13 protein-coding genes and 1 pseudogene are annotated in these 16,872 nt (G+C 72.4%); 5 read left to right on the forward strand and 9 right to left on the reverse strand.

What is annotated here, in order from left to right; all coding sequences use genetic code 11:
* The 3 genes from ABZS66_RS20710 to ABZS66_RS20720 all read right to left on the reverse strand — a co-directional run.
* Nucleotides 1-807, reverse strand: an 807-nt coding sequence (locus tag ABZS66_RS20710; protein WP_354759930.1) for a BTAD domain-containing putative transcriptional regulator, incomplete at its 3' end; no start/stop codon positions are given.
* Between the two features lie 110 nt (nt 808-917).
* The gene (locus ABZS66_RS20715) at nt 918-3,449 is read right to left on the reverse strand and encodes an FtsX-like permease family protein (protein WP_354759932.1); all 2,532 of its coding nucleotides are present in this window, start codon (nt 3,447-3,449) and stop codon (nt 918-920) included.
* Nucleotides 3,446-4,216: an ABC transporter ATP-binding protein gene (locus ABZS66_RS20720; protein ID WP_354759934.1), complete on the reverse strand. Its 771-nt coding sequence runs from the start codon at nt 4,214-4,216 to the stop codon at nt 3,446-3,448. Before ABZS66_RS20720 ends, ABZS66_RS20715 begins: the two co-directional genes overlap by 4 nt.
* 207 nt (nt 4,217-4,423) lie before the next feature.
* Between ABZS66_RS20720 and ABZS66_RS20725 the strand changes: the two genes are divergently transcribed.
* The 3 genes from ABZS66_RS20725 (at nt 4,424) to ABZS66_RS20735 (ending at nt 6,686) form a co-directional block, all read left to right on the forward strand.
* Entirely contained in the window at nt 4,424-5,113 is a 690-nt protein-coding gene (locus ABZS66_RS20725) for a hypothetical protein (RefSeq protein WP_354759936.1), read from the forward strand.
* 98 nt (nt 5,114-5,211) lie between these two features.
* The gene (locus tag ABZS66_RS20730) at nt 5,212-5,673 is read left to right on the forward strand and encodes an NUDIX domain-containing protein (protein ID WP_354759938.1); all 462 of its coding nucleotides are present in this window, start codon (nt 5,212-5,214) and stop codon (nt 5,671-5,673) included.
* A 35-nt stretch (nt 5,674-5,708) separates the two neighbouring features.
* Nucleotides 5,709-6,686: a hypothetical protein gene (locus tag ABZS66_RS20735; protein WP_354759939.1), complete on the forward strand. Its 978-nt coding sequence runs from the start codon at nt 5,709-5,711 to the stop codon at nt 6,684-6,686.
* Here ABZS66_RS20735 and ABZS66_RS20740 read toward each other — a convergent pair.
* The 3 genes from ABZS66_RS20740 to ABZS66_RS20750 all read right to left on the reverse strand — a co-directional run bounded on the left by ABZS66_RS20740 (nt 6,677) and on the right by ABZS66_RS20750 (nt 10,593).
* Nucleotides 6,677-8,230: a BTAD domain-containing putative transcriptional regulator gene (locus ABZS66_RS20740; RefSeq protein ID WP_354759941.1), complete on the reverse strand. Its 1,554-nt coding sequence runs from the start codon at nt 8,228-8,230 to the stop codon at nt 6,677-6,679. The two genes, ABZS66_RS20735 and ABZS66_RS20740, sit on opposite strands and share 10 nt — an antisense overlap.
* A 249-nt stretch (nt 8,231-8,479) precedes the next feature.
* Nucleotides 8,480-8,956 (reverse strand): peptidoglycan-binding domain-containing protein, encoded by a 477-nt coding sequence (locus tag ABZS66_RS20745; RefSeq protein ID WP_354759943.1) that lies wholly within the window; start codon nt 8,954-8,956, stop codon nt 8,480-8,482.
* 149 nt (nt 8,957-9,105) lie between these two features.
* Nucleotides 9,106-10,593, reverse strand: coding sequence for a fucose isomerase (locus ABZS66_RS20750; protein WP_354759945.1), 1,488 nt, complete (start codon nt 10,591-10,593; stop codon nt 9,106-9,108).
* A gap of 136 nt (nt 10,594-10,729) precedes the next feature.
* On the opposite strand from ABZS66_RS20750, the pseudogene ABZS66_RS20755 reads away from it, so the two are divergent.
* Both ABZS66_RS20755 and tnpB read left to right on the forward strand, forming a co-directional pair.
* Nucleotides 10,730-11,219, forward strand: a pseudogene (locus ABZS66_RS20755) (IS607 family transposase); the annotation flags it as partial.
* Nucleotides 11,220-11,278: 59 nt separating this feature from the next.
* On the forward strand, nt 11,279-12,658 hold the full coding sequence (gene tnpB / locus ABZS66_RS20760; protein WP_354759947.1) for an IS607 family element RNA-guided endonuclease TnpB: 1,380 nt from the start codon (nt 11,279-11,281) through the stop codon (nt 12,656-12,658).
* A 90-nt stretch (nt 12,659-12,748) separates the two neighbouring features.
* Here the strand turns inward: tnpB and ABZS66_RS20765 are convergent, their stop codons facing one another.
* The 3 genes from ABZS66_RS20765 to ABZS66_RS20775 form a co-directional block, all read right to left on the reverse strand.
* Complete coding sequence (locus ABZS66_RS20765) at nt 12,749-14,533, reverse strand: exo-alpha-sialidase (protein WP_354759949.1); 1,785 nt, start codon at nt 14,531-14,533, stop codon at nt 12,749-12,751.
* Nucleotides 14,534-14,605: 72 nt separating this feature from the next.
* Nucleotides 14,606-15,478: a dihydrodipicolinate synthase family protein gene (locus ABZS66_RS20770; RefSeq protein WP_354759951.1), complete on the reverse strand. Its 873-nt coding sequence runs from the start codon at nt 15,476-15,478 to the stop codon at nt 14,606-14,608.
* Nucleotides 15,479-15,570: 92 nt separating this feature from the next.
* A complete protein-coding gene (locus ABZS66_RS20775) occupies nt 15,571-16,836 on the reverse strand; it encodes an extracellular solute-binding protein (protein ID WP_354759952.1) in 1,266 nt (421 codons plus the stop codon).
* Between the last annotated feature and the right edge of the window lie 36 nt (nt 16,837-16,872).

Here is a 16,872-nt window from a genome sequence, read left to right on the forward strand (position 1 = left end):
CATCGAGGCGGCCGCCAATGCGCAACTGGCCGTGGTGGACGCGCCCCTCGGTATGAGCACGTTGTAGTACAGCTCCTGCAGCTCCTCGCTGGGGCCGATGCCCAGTTCGTCGGCGAGCGTGGCGCGCAGGTCGTGATACTCGGTGAGCGCGTCGGCCTGCCGGCCCAGCCGCAGGTAACACTGCATGAGCTGCAACCGCAGCCGCTCGCGCAGCGGGTGGCGGCGAGCCAGCCCGAACAGCTCGCCGACCAGCTCGGCGTGCTGGCCGAGCTCCAGCAGCAGCTCGGCCCGGCCCTCCATGGCGGCCAGGCGCAGCTCGGTGAGGCGGGTGCGCTCGGTGGTGATGAACGGCCCGGCCGCGCCGCTGAACGGCGTGCCGCGCCACATCGCGAGGGCACTGTCGAGCTCGCCCAGGGCGCTGTGCAGCGCGGCGGTCGTCTGCAGCCGCCGCGCCTCGGCGAGGTGGGCCTCGAAGGTGCGCAGGTCCACGTGCGAGTCGGGCAGTGCGAGCAGGTAGCCGTCGCCCTCCGACAGCAGCCGCCGCGACGGGGTGCGCTGCGGCCGGGACGGCTCCAGCGCGTTGCGGAGCCGGGCGACGTACGTGTAGACACTGTTGATCGCGGTGGCCGGGGCCTCGAGGCCCCAGACCGCGTCGACCAGCTCCTCGCGGCTGACCACGCGGTTGACGTTGGCGGCGAGCGTGGCGAACAGCGCGAGCTGGCGGGGCGACCCGAGCTGCACCTCGCGGCCCTCGATCGTGACGGTGATAGGGCCCAGGAGCCGAATCCGCGTCTGCTCGCCCAGCACATGCCACCGCCCCGCGTCAATGGACCATCAGTGGCCAGCAATCTAGCAACGGCACACCAGCGTGGTGCGCCGGTGCGTGGGGCGGCCCACCGCGGGGCCGCCCCACCCGCTCACTCCTGGTGGATCGCCCGCAGCACGTTCATCCGGGCCGCCCGCCAGGCCGGCCAGATGGCGGCGAGCAGACCGATGACGACCGCACTGAGCAGGTACACGCCGAGGCGGCCGGCCGGGATGTGCAGCACCTCCACGCCGTCACCGCGCATCACCTGCTGCGCCGCCGCGCCGAGCCCCACGCCCAGGACCAGCCCGAGCGTGGCGCCGAACAGCGCGATGACGATCGACTCGTAGCGCACCATCGACCGTACGTGCCGGCGGGTCATGCCGACCGCCCGCAGCAGCCCGATCTCGCGCGTGCGCTCGATGACGGCCAGGCCGAGGGTGTTGACGATGCCCACGGCGGCGATCGCGATGGACAGCAGCAGCAGGACCATGATCACGTTCAGCGCCCGGTCGATGTCGGCCCGGGCCCCCTGCTTGGCGTCCTGCCGGTCCTTGAGCTTGACGCTCGGGTAGGCGCGCAGCGCCTGCTCGATGCCGGCGCGGGCGGTGGCCTGCTGGGCGTCGTCGAGGTCGACGAACGCCCGCTGGATCAGCGTCGCCGGTGCGTGCGCCCGATACCCGTCCGGGGCCACCAGGTAGGGCCGGCCGACCACCTCGTTGTCGGCGAAGACGCCGGCGACGGTGAACGTGACGCGGGTGCCGTCGGGGTACTGCCCGGGGATCGTCGAGCCGGGGCGCCAGCCCCGCTGGTCGGCGGTGGACTGCTGCACGAGCAGTTCGTCGGCGCGCAGGGCGGTACTGCCGGCGTTCGTCTTGAGGCTGACCGGGCCGGCGAGCGCCGCCGGGTCGGCGACCAGCACCGGCGTCTCCTGGTCGCCGATGCGCAGCGTGCCGGACTGCACGGGCGTGACGCTGCGCACGCCGGGCACCCGCGCCACCGCGTCGGCGGCGGCCTGGCCGAACCCGGTCAGGCCGCTGGGCTCCAGGCTGAAGTCGGCGCTGAACTGCCGGTCGAGCCGGCGGTCGACCGACGCGCTCATCGAGCTGGCGACGACGGTGGCCAGCGAGACGAGCGTCAGCCCGATCATCAGGGCGGAGGCGGTTGCGGTGGTGCGCCGCGGGTCCCGCCGCGCGTTCTCGACGCCGAGGTGGCCCACGGCGCCGGCCAGCCTGGACAGCGGCCAGCCGAGCAGCAGCAGCAACGGCCGGCTCAGCAGCGGGCTGAGCAGGAAGGCGGCGACGAACAGCAGTACCCCGCCGATGGCGATGAGCCCGGCTCCCTCGTCCCCGCCGTCGGACAGGCCGCCGGCCAGTGACAGCCCGCCGAGGGTGCCGACGACGATGCCGCTGATCGAGCGCAGCCGCATCCGGCGGGCGGTGGGGGTGACGTCGGCCCGCAGCGCGGCGACCGGCGGGATCTTCGCCGCGCGCCGGGCCGGCAGGTAGGCGGCGAGGACCGTCACGACGACGCCGACGGCGTAGGACCAGACGACCGTGGCGGGGGCGATGACCGGCGCGCGGGCGGGCAGCTGCGCGCCGAAGCGTTCGAACAGCAGCCGCAGCACCAGCGCGACGCCGACGCCGGCGATCAGCCCGATGGTCGAGCCGGCGAGGCCGATGCCCACCGCCTCGCCGAGGACGGCCCGGGTCACCTGGGCCCGGCTGGCACCGACCGCCCGCAGCAGCGCCATCTCGCGGATGCGCTGCGCGACCAGCATGGTGAAGGTGTTGAAGATGATGAACGAGCCGACGAACACCGACACCCCGGCGAAGGCGAGCAGGATCCGGCCGAGCACGTCGAAGATCTGCTGGATCTCGCGCTTGGTGTCGACCGCCTGCTGCTGCGCGGTCTTCACCTCGTAGCCGGCCGGCAGCGCGGCGCGCAGCTGGTCGGCCAGCTGCTCGGGGGTGACGCCGTCGCGGGGCCGCACCCAGATGGAGGAGTAGTAGCCGGGCTCGGTGAGCATCCGCTGGGCCACGTCGGGGGCGAAGCCGACGAACGTGACCACGTCGCCGAGCTGCTCGCCGCCGAGCTCGAAGATGCCGACGACGCGCACCTTCACCTCGGCCCGCTCGGTCACGACGGTGACCTCGTCGCCGATGTTCACCGGGCCGCCGATGGCGGTGTGGGCCTCGACGACGATCTCGCCGTCGCCGACCGGGGCGCGCCCCGCGGTGAGCTTGATCGACGATCGGCTACCGGTCCGCTCGACGAACTCGCGCCCGAGGTGCGCGGCGGTCTCGCCGCCGACGACCTCACCGTCGGCGCGCACGATCGCCGCGTAGCCCTCGCTGGAGCCGATGTACGCCGCGGCACCCGGTACCTGGCGGACCGTCTCCGTCAGCGACGCGGGCACGAGCCGGCGTGGGGTGCCCTCGCCGGTGAAGGTCTGCTCGGGGTACACGAAGACCTCACGTGCGTTCTCCAGCCCGGAGAAGGTGGAGTCGAAGCTCCGCGCGGCGGTGTCCCGGAAGATCATCGTCCCGGCGACGAAGGAGACGGCGAGGACGACGGCGACCGTGGTGAACACCAGCCGCAGCCGGTGCGCGGTGAGGTTGCGCAGGGTCAGCTTGAACATCATCGGGCGGCCACCGGCTCCAGGTCGGCGCCCTGCCGGTCGAAGGACTTCATCCGCTCCAGTACCGCGTCGGCGGTGGGCTCCGCGAGCCGGTCGACGATGCGCCCGTCGGACAGGAAGACCACGTCGTCGGTCCAGGCCGCGGCCAGCGGGTCGTGCGTGACCATGACGATCGCCTGCCCGTCGCGCGCCGCGTCCCGCAGGAACCGCAGCACCTCCGCGCCGGAGCGGGAGTCGAGGTTGCCGGTCGGTTCGTCGGCGAAGACCACGTCGGGCCGGCCGACCAGCGCCCGGGCGCAGGCGACCCGTTGCTGCTGCCCGCCGGACAGCTGCGCCGGCCGGTGGTCGAGCCGGTCGCGCAGGCCCACGGTGTCGATGATCGTGGACAGCCACTCCGGGTCGGGCCGGCGCCCGGCGACGCGCAGCGGCAGCGTGATGTTCTCCAGCGCGGTCAGCGTGGGCAGCAGGTTGAAGGACTGGAAGACGAAGCCGATGCGGTCGCGCCGCAGCCGGGTGAGCGCGGTGTCCGAGAGCCCGCCGAGGGCCACGTCGCCCACGTACACCGCACCGCCGTCGACGGTGTCGAGCCCGGCGAGGCAGTGCATCAGGGTGGACTTGCCCGAGCCGGACGGCCCCATGACGGCGGTGAAGCGGCCCCGCGGCACCTCCAGGGTGACATCGTCGAGTGCCACGACCTGGGCCGAGCCCGTGCCGTACACCTTCCGGACCCCCTCGGCTCGGGCAGCGGGTGGCTGTTCGGTCTCGCTCATCTCGGTTCCCCCTGGACGGTGCGCCGGGAGCGGACGGCGGCCGATGGGCACGGCCGGGCGCGCCGCGCGGCGGTCGGTTGGGTTGGACGCGGCCAGTGTGGCATCGATGAACACCGAGGCGAAGTCTTCCAAAGTATGACCGTGACCGCGGCCGGATCGCCTTTCGGCGACTGGAGGAACCGTTCGGGCCGCCCATATCGTGGGCGCATGCCGAACGACAACTCCACCACGCTGCGGTTCTCGGCCATCGATCGGTTCGTCGTCAACGTCGGCGTCCCCGCCTTCTTCGTCGCCGTCGGCGCGGTCCTGCCCGTGCTCGCCCGCTGGATGCTCAGCTGGGACACGGCGCTGCCGCTCAAGCCCGTCGTCCGGGTGGTCGGCGCGATCGACAACCCGTGGAAAATCGCGGTCAACCTCGCGATCTGGCTCGTGATCGGCGTCGTCGTGGCGGTTGCCTCATACCGCGACGCGGCCGTGGTGACGCTGACCGACGACGAGGCGCGGATGACGCTCGGCGACGCCACCACGACCGTGCCGCGCGCCGACGTCGCGGCGGCCTTCGCCGACGGCGCCCGGCTCGTGCTGCTCGACGACCGTTCGCGCGAGCTGTTCCGGGAGCGCACCCAGACGTCGAAGGGCGCGCTCGCCGCGGCGTTCCGCGCGCACGGCTACCCCTGGCAGGACGCCGACCCGTATGCCGAGCTGTTCCGCGCGTGGGTCCCCGGCAGCCCGGACCTGCCGCCCGAGGCCGACCAGGTGCTCAGCGCCCGCGCCGGCGCGTTGCGGCACAAGGCCGCCGACGAGGCGCGCGACCTGCGCAAGGTGGCCGAGTCGATGGGCTACGTGGTGCGCGACGCCGGCAAGGAACAGCAGTGGCGGCCGCTGGTGCACTCCTGATCCGCGGCGGCGGGCGGCCCGCGTGCCTGGCGGTGGGCCGCACGCCGGGCCGGTAGCATGACAGCGGCAGCCCCGTCGGCGAGAGGTAGATCAACCAGATGGGACCGCATCCGTTCTCGGCCGCGCAGTTCGCCGAGATCTTCGGCAAGGTGCCCCGCCTGACCGTCGAGGTGGTGTGCAACACCGCCGGCGGCGTCGTGCTGACCCGCCGTTCGATCGAGCCGTGCAAGGGGCAGTGGCACCTGCCGGGCGGCACGGTCCGCTTCGGCGAGCACCTGCGCGACGCGGTCGTCCGCGTCGCCCGCGACGAGCTCGGCGTCACCGTCGACGTCGGCCGGCTGCTGGGCTACATCGAATACCCGCACATGCTGCGCGACGGTTACCGGGGCTGGCCGGTCGGCATCGCGTTCGAGGTCGCCGTGGCCGACGGCGCGGTCGTCGGCGGCGAGCAGTCCGACGCGGTCGGCTGCTTCCGGGAGGTGCCGCCGGGAACGCTGCGCGAACAGGCGGAGTTCCTGCACGGATATTTTGCCGCCCAGGCCCCGGCAGGCTCGTGCTGAGGTCGCGCGACTGGACGCGGCGCACAGCGTCGGTCGTGGCGCTCGCGCTGTTCGCGCCCTGGGTCGCCGAGTATCTTGTCGGCAGCCACACGGTGCTCGACCTGCCCCTCATCGTCTTCCTCGTGCCGCTGTACGGCGGAGGCGCGGTGCTGGTGCGCGAGGTCGCCCGTCACCTGGGCGGCGGCTGGCCGGCGATCCTGCTGCTCGGGCTCGCCTACGGCGTGATCGAGGCGGGCCTGGTCGACCAGTCGATGTTCAACCCCGACTACCTGGGCGAGGACTTCCAGAGCATCGCGCACGTCGACGGCGCCGGGATCAGCGCCTTCTGGGCACTGGCGTTCGTCGTCGGGCACGCCGTGTGGAGCGTCGGCGTGCCGGTCGCGGTCGTGGAGTCCTTCGGCGGCCGGCTGCGCGACGAGCCCTGGACGAGCCGTCCGGTCCTGCTGCTCATCGCCGCCGTCTACGCGGTCGGCTGTTGGCTCGTCTTCTCCGACCTGCAGGCCGGCGAACACTTCATGGCCGCACCCGCGCAGCTGGCCGCCGCCGGGCTGGTCGCGGCGGCGCTCGTAGCGGCCGCGGTGGGCCTGCGGCACCGCGACCGGCGGGCCCGTCGTCCGCTGGTGCCGGGCCGGGCGGCGCGGCTGCTGCCCGGGCCGCCGCCGTGGCCGGTCGTGCTGGTGCTCTCCTTCGTCGTGTCGTTCGTGCTGTGGCGGCCCGGCAGCTGGGTCGGCGTGGCGCTCAGCGTGGCGCTGCTCGCGCTCGCCGCGGTGGCGGTCCGCCAGTGGTCGGCCAGCCGGCGCTGGTCGCCGATGCACGTGCTGGCGGTCGCCGGCGGCGCGCTGGTCACCTATGCGGTCAACGGCTACAGCCTGCACCCCTGGCATCGGGTGTCCCCGGGCGTCGAGCTGGCCAGCGACACGGCCTTCGCCGTGGTCGCGGTGGCGCTGGTGGTCCTGACACTCTGGCGGCAGGGCCGCCGCCAGAGTGGGCGGCCGGGGCGTCGCTACAGCTGACGGGTCGCCGCCGGCATGGTGAGCAGGGCGCCGAACGGGATCTGGCGCAGCTCGGCGGCGACTGCCGCCAGCGCGGCGGGAGCCCGCGTCGATACGGCTGCGGCGACCGCGCCGAGCGCGCGCGGCGAGCCGCCGCACAGCTCGACGAGCTGCGCCACGGCCTCCGGCTCCGCCTGCACCCGCTCCCGGCCGAGGCGCGTCGCGAGCAGCTGGCGCGACTCGGCCGCGGTCATCGGGGGCAGGTCATGCAGGCGGACACCCTCGCGGGCGACCAGCTCGGCCAGCGGGTGGCGGGCGAGCACGAGCGTGACCGAGCCGGGTTCACCGGGCAGCAGCGGACGGACCTGCTCGGCGGAGACGGCGTCGTCGAGCAGGACCAGCATCCGCTTGCCGTCCAGCAGGCTGCGGTACAGCGCGGAAGCCTCCTCCAGGTCCGCCGGGAGCAGGTGCCGCGGCACGCCCAGCGCCGGCAGCAGCCGCCACAGGGCGCACAGCGGCGCCAGCGGTGCCGGCCCACTGCCGCGCAGGTCGAGGTAGAGATGGCCGTCGGGAAAGCGGGCCGCGGCGCGGCGCGCCCAGAACACGGCCAGCGCGGTCTTGCCGACGCCCGCCGCGCCGCACACGAGGCTCGGCGCGGTGCCGGCGTCCAGCCACTGCAGCGCGGCGAGCCGTCCGGTGAACCCGGGCGTCGCGGCCGGCAGCTGGGCCGGGCGGACCGGCGTCACCTGGTGAACGAGCCGCACCGCGCCGCTGCGGGCCGCGACCCGCCGCGACGGCTGGGCCGCTTGCACCAGCCCGCGCACCACCAGGTCGCGCGCCTTGCGCAGCCCGGCCCCCGGCTCGCGGCCCAGGTGGCCGAGCAGCCGTCGCTGCGTGCGGTCGAACACGCTGAGCGCCTCGGCGTTGCGCCCCTGCCGGTGCAGCGCGAGCATCAGCAGTTGGGCGGGGCGCTCCCGGGCCGGGTGGTTGTCGGTGAACTCGATGAGCTCCGCCAGCACCTCCGCTCCGGCGCGGGCGTCCAGTTCGAGGCTCAGGCAGTGCTCCCAGGCCGACAGTCGCCGCTCCTCCAGTGCCGCGACGGCGTGGTTCAGCGCCGGCACGTCGAGGCCCGCGAGGGCCGGGCCGCGCCACAGCGCGAGCGCCTGGCGGAGCAGCGTGATGTGGGTCCGGCCGTGGTGCGGCTGGGCGACGGCGGCATCGACGGTGGCGTCGAACTCCAGCGCGTCGACCGTGCAGCGGTCCGGCGCGAGCCGGTAGCCGCCGCTGCCCGCCCCGATGAGCTGATCGTGCGCGCCGAGCGCGGCGAGCACCTGACGCAGCCCGGACACCACCTCGTCGACCTCGTGCCGGGGCCGGGCGAGCGGTTCGTCGGTCCACACGGCGGCCGCGAGCCGGTCGACGGTCACGTCGTGCCCGGCGTCGACCAGCAGCGCGGCCAGCGCCCGCTCGTGCAGCGGGTCGAGCGACGCCTGCGGCGGGCCGCCGCGCGCCTCGACGCGCAGCGGTCCCAGCATGAGAAAGGTGATGTCGGCCTGCGACGACATGGATGTGCTCCCCGTGCGTCCATGTAGCGCGTACAGTAGATCGACACATTCGCATGCAGGCTGTGCGAAGTCGACACGGGTTACGGTCCGGGCGGCGACCTTGAGCAAAACTTGACGAACGGCTTCCGTGCGCCTACCCGCAGGTAGATGCCGTTGCGGGGGCCTTCGCGGTGAACGTGTTGTTCGCCCGTTTCGGACGCTCTTGCGGCGAAGTGTGGCCTCCCTTCGCGCGAGCCGGATCCGATCCGGTCAGTAGCCGGCCGGCAAGGGCTTGAAATCGAGGTTGTTGCCGCACCGGTATTTGCTCATGGCGTACCAGTACTCCGGGAAGAACGTGCTCGTGTGGGTGCGAGGGCCGAAGATGCCGTCGACCGTGAGCCCGGCGTCGACGTATGTCTTGATCCACTGCTGGACGTTGCGCATCGCCGTCTCTGTCTGCGGGCCGAAGACCGCGTCCACCCGGATGTTCTGGCCGTAGCACAGGTTCAGGGCCTTCTGCAGGACCCGAACCGGCTCCCCCTGGTTTCCCCTGCCCAGGGTGCAGGCATGGTTGCCGGTCGCCACGGCCGGCTCGGGCCGGACGAGTCCGCCGGCCCCGTAGTAGGCCACCTGGGTGCAGCTCGGATAGGTCGCGGCCGACGCCGGCGTCGCCGTGAGGCCGACGGCCAGTCCCAGAGCAAGCGCGGTGGCTGACACAACGGTCGTGCAGCGTCTGACGAAGGTCACGCTACCTCCATGCGAAAAACAACAGTCAACATACGACATACATCGTACAACCGGGCCGGTGTGACGCAAGAGCCCGACGCAAGCGGGCGAACTCGGATGGCGAGCTGCCGGGGCGGCGCGGCGGGGAGGCCACCGCGCCGCCGGGGCGGTCAGATGTGCACGCGGCCCACGAGGTTGACGCGCAGGCCCAGGGCCGCGAACATCGCGGCCTTCACGAGCAGCGCGCGGTCGGCCGCAGCCGCATCCGGGGCGTAGACCAGCTGGACGTGGTTGGCCCTGTGGCGGGCCATGAACTGGTTGCGGGTCACGTCGTGCAACACGACGTGGGCGATCGGCCACTCCGGGGTCGTGGCCTGCTTACGCCGGTCCGTCTCCTCCTCCGGGAGCTCGACCACGGTACCCCGGAAGATGTCCACCTGCAGGACACCCTCGGCGATGAAGACCCGCGACAGCACGACCTCGCCGGGCTTCGACACGCCGTTGATCGTCGCGCCGCCGGCCGGGAAGTACACCGGGCCCTGGCGCAGGCCCTCGGCCCGGTCCCAGCCGCCGAGGTGCGAGCCCGGCACCGAGCCCGAGATCTCGTACACCCAGACGAAGCGGCCCTCGTACTCCTCGCCCCACCGCACGTCGTGCAGCGTGTTGTCGGGCAGCAGACCCATGGCGCGCCAGACCCGGTCGGTGACCAGCGCGTCGACGGCCACGCCCTCGTCCACCTCGTTGAAGTGGGGCAGGGCCCGGCCGGGGAACAGCTCGCGCGCGCCGTCGCGGGAGCGCACCGGCGGTCGGTCGGTCGAGTTGAGCAGGCCCTCGGCCAGGTCGGAGGCCGGCACCAGGTCCTTGAGGCCCTGCTGGTACTGGATGCCGACCGCGTTGAGGCCGAAGTCGTCGCTGATGCGCAGCGCGGCCACGTACATCTTCAGCTGCCAGCGGACCTGCTCCTCGGTGAGCTCGGTCTTCTCGTCGGTGCCGAAGCGGAACCGCATGCCGCGCTCCTCCAGCCAGCGCCGGGCCGCGTCGGCCTCGGCGTCGGGCACGGTGAGCATCTCGGCGTAGAGCGCGGACTGCGACAGCCGCTCCTTGTAGATGCCGGCCTGATTGAGCAGCTCGTCGTCGATGATCGCGTTGTACATGCCCATGCAGCCCTCGTCGAACACGCCGATGATGGCCTTGTCGGCGAGCAGCTGCTCGGCGAGGGCCTCGCCGAGGCGGCGCTCCGGGGTGTCGGGCAGCGGCGGCAGCAGCCGCACGTGCGAGTCGTCGTGGACGATCGTTCCTGACTTCGTCCACTGCCGCAGACCGGCGAGGAACCAGTCGTCGGTGAAGTCGACCGACCAGATCGTGGAGTAGGGCACGCCCATCTTCGTCAGGCCGGCGTTGAGGCCGAGCAGCCCGACGAGGCCGGGCCAGTCGCCGGCGAAGTTGGCGACGGTGAGGATCGGGCCGCGATGGGTGCGCAGACCGGCCAGGACGTGGTGGCTGTACTGCCACACGGCCTCGGCGACGACGAGCGGCGCGTCGGGCGGGATGCGCTTGAACACCTCCAGACCCATCCGCTGGCTGTCGATGAAGCCCTCGTGCAGGCGCACGACCGACCAGCCGAGCTCGGCGAGGGCGGCGGTGACAGCCGCCTCCATGGCGACCTGGGTGGGCCAGCCGGCGGCGTTGGCCGACTCGCGCAGGTCGCCGGAGGCGATGAGGTACGCGGTGCGCGGCCCCGCCGCCGGGCCGGGACGGGGAGCGAACTGTTGGTGTTGATTAGCGTTAGCGCTGATGAGTTGGCTAGTGTATTCGACCCCACGTCGGCGTTACGAGGCTGGGGCGCTGCCCGTTCCCACGTATCGGCTCGGTCGATTGTTCATGGTTGGCGAGCCGATGACCGGCGCGTTGGCTGTTCCCGGGCAGGTCGTGTGTACGCCTGGGCGTCGTCGGTCGATCAGTAATCGGATCTGGACCGGCGGGTCGCCCGGGTCACCGTCTGGGAAACCGGCAACGTTTGGCCGTATCGCGGGTGGTGACCGAGGTCGGTTCGGCGCTGAACGGGCACCGGAAGAGGTCTATCGCCCTGCTGTGAGTCCCTGCCGTGTCGACAATCGTGGCTGAGCACCGTGACCGGTTCGGCTGGTTCGGTGGCGAGTACGTTGCAGCGGCACTGGCCGCGCAGGGCCGCCGGCTCCTGGTGGTTGACCCGGCCGAGGTCCGCGACGACCTGGTCCGCGACGTCACCGAGATCCTGACCTCGCTGTGGGCCGGGCCGTACGGCCCGCCGGGCAGAACGGTGCCCGCCGGGCGATCGACGCTGTTATCCGGTACCGTCCCGGCGTGAAGACGATCCAGGCGTACCGGTTCGCGCTGGACCTCACCCCGACCCAGGAGCGGGCAGTGCTCGCCCACGCCGGGGCGGCGCGGGTCGCGCACAACTGGGCGCTGGCCAGGGTGAAGGCGGTGATGGACCAGCGGGCCGCCGAGCGTTCCTATGGCGTCGCCGACAACCAACTCACGCCGTCGCTGTCATGGTCGCTGCCCGCGCTGCGGAAGGCATGGAACGCGGCGAAGGCGGAGGTCGCCCCGTGGTGGGCGGAGTGCTCGAAGGAAGCGTTCAACACCGGCCTTGACGCGCTCGCCCGCGGCCTGAAGAACTGGGCCGACTCCAGGACCGGGAAGCGCGCCGGACGTCCGGTCGGCTTCCCGCGGTTCAAGTCCCGCCGCCGCACCACCCCATCGGTGCGGTTCACCACCGGGACAATCCGGGTCGAGACCGGCCGCATGCACGTCGTGCTGCCCCGGCTGGGCCGGTTGAAGTTGCACGAGTCTGCCCGCAAGCTCGCCCGCCGACTCGACAACGGCACCGCCCGGATCATGTCCGCCACGGTGCGCCGCGACGGCGGACGCTGGCACGTCGCCTTCTGCGTGGAGGTCGAGCGCGCCGTCCGGACCCCGGCACGACAGAACAGCACAGTCGGTGTCGACGTCGGCATCAAGCACCTCGCCGTCCTGTCCAGCGGTGAACTGGTCGGCAATCCGCGCCACCTGAGCGCCGCACGCCTCAGGCTGCGCGCATTGGGCCGGGCACTGTCCCGCAAGGCTGGCCCGGACCGGCGGACCGGGCAACGGCCGTCGAACCGGTGGCATCGTGCCGCCGACCGGCTCGGCCGGGCGCACGCCAGGGTGGCGAACCTACGCCGCGACGGCCTGCACAAGCTCACCACCCGGCTCGCGACTGAGTACGGCACGGTCGTGGTCGAAGACCTCAACGTGTTCGGCATGCTCGCCAACCGAGGCCTGGCCAGGCACATCGCCGATGCCGGGTTTACGGAGATCCGCCGCCAGTTGGCATATAAGACCTCTTGGAACGGCGGCCGACTGATCGTGGCCGATCGCTGGTACCCGTCGTCGAAGACCTGCTCGGGCTGTGGTGCGGTGAAAGCCAAGCTGGCCCTATCCGAGCGCGAATACCACTGCGAGGCGTGCGGCCTGGTCCTGGACCGTGACCGCAACGCCGCCGAGAATCTGGCCGCGCACGCGGCCCAGTACGACACCGCCGGGAGTGGCCCGGTGGCAGCACGTGGAGCCGACCGGAAGACCCGCATACGCGGGCAGGTGGCCGTGAAGCGTGAACCCGGCACGACATCAGTCGGTCAGACCGGGACCGTCCCACCGCAAGGCAGGGCTACCAACCGTGTGCACACTCAAGCGCACTGAAAGGTAACGGAACGCGTAGGCGATGGTCGTCGACACGCCTTTCTTGGAAGTCGCCGGCCGCGGGCGGCGAAGCCCGCGGCCGGCTGAGGTTCAGTGGTCTGCGGTGACCGTCAGCGGCGCGCTCGCGGTGGTGCCGGCGGCGTTGACGAACTCGACGACGTACGTGGAGGTGCCGGGCGCCCGCCCGGTCACGTCGAGCACCGCCGCCTGCGCCCCGGGCGTGGCCGCGGTCAGCGGGCCCTCGGCCACGACGGCGCCGTTCTCCAGGAAGCGGTAGGCGGTCGCGTTCGTGCCCCACCACAGGTTGGCGGTGACGCGGTACGTGCCGTCCCGGTCGACGTTGTCGTGGCTGAGCACCGGTGTGCCCGGCGCCGCCTGGGTGACCGTCACCGTGACCGGCGCGGTCGCCGTGACGCCCCGGGTGTTGAGCAGTTCGGCGGTGTAGACGTAGGTGCCGTTGCCGCGGCCGGTGACCGGCACGGCGGCCGACTGCGGGCCGACGCCGCCGTAGGTGAGCTGCCGTGTGGCGATGAGGGCGCCGTTCTCGTACAGCCGCAGGGCGCTCGCGTTCGCACCCCACCACAGGTTCATGGTGACCGTGTAGTCGCCGTCGAGCAGGCCGGTGTCCCAGCCGTTGTCGTGCGACAGGACGCCCCGGGCCGGGGCGGCGGTCGCGGTGTCCGGGCCGCTGCGCAGCGAGATGTCGGCCAGCGGGACCCGGCTGACCTGGACGTCCTCCTTGTTCGTGCCGTAGCCGACGTAGAGGTGCCCGTTCCACACCACGCTCTTCGGGTAGCTGTACCCGGCGGACTTGAACTGGCCGGTGTACCGCAGCGGCTGCAGGTCCTCGGCGGTGCGCAGGTTGTAGCCGGTGCCGAAGGTCTCGCCGTCGGCGCTGAGCAGGACCGAGAGCGGGTAGCGGTTGCGGGTGCCGGTCGGGTTGCCGACGAGGTAGGCGGTGCCGTCGGGCAGGTTGCCGGCGCTCTGCTTGGTGCGGGAGTCGGGCACGTTGGTGAGCACGGAGCTCGACCAGGTCACGCCGTTGTCGGTGCTCACCGCGGCCAGCTTGCGGAACGTGCCGCCGCCCTGGTCGCGGAAGACCATCACGATCGAGCCGTCGGCGCGGCGGTACCAGCTCGGCTCGAGCTCGCGGCCCATGCCGGAGTTGTTCGGCTGGTTGGTGAACTGCCCCTGGGTCCAGCCGGACACGCCGAGCGGGTCGTCGGTGTAGTAGGGCTTGACGAACAGGCCGGGCTGCACGTGGAAGGCGGTGAGGACCCGGCCGCCCGGCAGCGCCTTTGGGTCCTGCTCGATGATGCCGTTGACGGGCTGCCCGTCGGCGCCCATGACCCGCTGCGGGGCGCTCCAGTGGACGCCGTCGGTGCTCGTGACGTACTCGGCGTAGCCGCCGCGCGGGGTGAGCCCGGCCGGCCAGACGTTGAGGTACGCGACGAGGGTCTGCCCGTCGGTCCACCAGCCGCCGCTGGAGGTGTAGCCGTCGGTGCGGGGCGCGGTCAGCGGGATCGGCGCCGACCAGGCGACGCCGTCGTCGCTGACGGCGTAGGTGACGATCGTGTCGGGCGCGTCCTCGTCGCGGGCCGAGCTCTGCCACTGGGCGTAGAGGCGGTGCTTGAACGGGATGAGGACGACGCCGTGGTTGTACTTCAGGTCGGTGTCGCCGGGCGCGAAGATCGTCGCGGTCTGCGCGTTCGCGGCGCGGGGCAGGCCGACCGCGACCGGGTCTGCGGTGTTGACGAGCCCGTCGGCGGCGCGCAGCGGCGGCGCGTCGGCCGCGGTGGCCGGGGCGATGGGCAGCGCGGTGGCGGACAGGACGGTCAGGGTGGCGATGACTGAACGTAACGCTGTGCGGTGCATGGACAGCTCCGTCTGCTCAGCGTCCAGCGCCGGCACCGTCCACACAGGACGGCCCGGGCCGGTACGAGGTATTCAGTGGAAGCGGGGCAACGCGCGGGCGAGGCGCCGCAGCGCCTCCGGGTCGGGCTCCGGGATCGGCATGCGTGACCGGCCGACCGGCCGGCCGGCGATGCGGTGCACGGCGCGCATCCGCGTCGGCTCGCCGAGGATCGCGGCGACGGCCTCGTCGACGTCCTCCTGCAGCCGGGTCACCGCGGCGGTGTCCGCGTGCTGCAGCGCGGTCCGCATCGCGACGAACGGCTTGGCGAACGCGGACGCCACCCCCGAGACGACCCCGTCGGCGCCGGCGGCGACGGCCGCGGCGAACTCGCGGTCGCTGCCGGTGTAGATGCGGAAATCCGCGGGGAGGTGGGCCCGGAACTCGGCGATCCGGTCGAGCGACTCGCCGCTCACCTTCACCCCGACGACGTTCGGGAGGCCGGCGAGCTGCCGCAGCAGCTCCTCGTCCACCCGCACGCCCGTGCGTGCCTCGAACAGATAGACGTAGACGTCGAGCCCGTCGGCCTCGGTGCTCGCGTCCCGGAAGAACGCGAACACCTCGGCCGGCGGGGTGGGCAGGTAGAAGGGGGTCAGGATGGCGATCTCGCGGGCCCCGGCGGCCCGAGCGCCCGCGATGAGCTGCGCGACCTCGTACAGGCTGGCCGCGCCGACGTGCACGATCACCCGGATGTCGCGCAGGACCTCGACGGCGAGCGCCGCGACGGTGTTGCGTTCGGGGATCGACAGCGCCGGGAACTCGCCGGTGGTGCCGAGCACGAGTGCGCCTTGGACGCCGGACTCCGCGACGTACTGCAGGATCGCGCGGGTGCCGGCGAGGTCCAGCGCACCGTCGTCCTGGAACGACACGGGGACGGCGGTGATGACCTCATGGGACAGTTTGGGCATGTGTCTCTCGCGATGGTGTCGGGCGTGACGGGCGGGCAGGACGGCCGGGTGCGGGCATCCGCACCCGGGTGTCGAAGGTGTGAGCCGGGCGGCTAGGCGCCGTACGCCTCGTCCATGGACTTCAGTACCTGCTCGGCCGTTGCCTGGCCGGAGAACATCTGCTGGATGCCCTTGAGGTGGGCCGCCTGGACCTTCGCGTTGGGCCAGCTCTGGTCGGGGAACGGCGCGGTGGCCCCGGAGGCGATGATGTCGGCCGCCGCCTGCACGACCGGCGTGGCGGTGATCGTCGCGCCCTTGATGGCGGGGATGCCCGGCGCCGCCTTGAACCAGGTGGTGATGGCGTCGGCGGAGGCCAGCCAGTCGACGAAGTCGAACGCGTTGGCCTTGTTCTTGGCCTGCTCGTTGACCGCGAAGCTCACGCCGATGCCGCGCGGGATCGGGTTCTTGCCGGAGTCGCCGCCCGGCAGCGGGAAGAAGCCGAACTTCGTGCCGGCCGGGGCGGTCGACGCGATCTGCGGGTACGACGCGAGGACCTGCACGACGCCGACGGCGGCGCCGGTGTTGAGGAGGTTGTAGGAGGCGTTCACGTCGGTGCCGAGCGGCTGGGCGTTGAAGCAGCCGGCCTTGTCCATCTCGAGGTACTTGTCGAACGCGTCCTTCCAGCCCGATCCGGCGAACTTCGCCTTCTTCGCCTCCAGCTGGTCGTCGAAGTCGGGCGTCTTGCCGTAGACGGTCGACGCGACGAACGCGTAGGGGATCATCTGGGTCACCCAGTCGGTCTGGATGCCCAGGGCGAACGCGACCTTGCCCTTGGCCTTCACGTCCTTGCAGTACTGCAGCAGCTCGGTGTAGGTGGTCGGCACCTTCAGGCCCAGGCCCTCGAGGGTGGCGACGTTGTAGATGGTGCCGACGGCGTCGAGCTTCGACGGCAGGCCGTAGGTCTTGCCCTTCACCTTGAGCGTCTCGGCGGTGCCCGGCTCGACGCTGCCGACCCAGGAGCGGTCCGAGAGGTCGGCGAGGTAGCCGGCCTTCTGGAGGATGTCGATCGCGCCGGGGTTGCCGGAGCCGGCCCAGACGGTGAACACGTCGGGCGCGGTGCCCGACGAGAGCTGGGTGCGGATCGTGGTCTGGTACTGCGCGGTGTCGGCGACGGTGAGGTTGACGTCGAGGCCGGTCTTCGCCTTGTAGGCCGCGATCACGGCCTCCATCGGCGCCTTGTTGTTCGACGTCGTGGCGATGGTCAGCGCGTTGGTCTTCTCGGTGGCCGACGGCGACGGGTCGGACCCGCCGCACGCGGTCAACGCGAGGGCCAGCCCGACGGCGCCGGCGATGGCGGCGACGGCTTTCCGGTGGTCCATGCTGGGTATACTCCGATGTCAGGAAGGGGGCGGGGT

Origin of the sequence: Dactylosporangium sp. NPDC005572 (assembly GCF_040605515.1) — a bacterium.
Taxonomy (GTDB): Bacteria; Actinomycetota; Actinomycetes; order Mycobacteriales; family Micromonosporaceae; genus Dactylosporangium.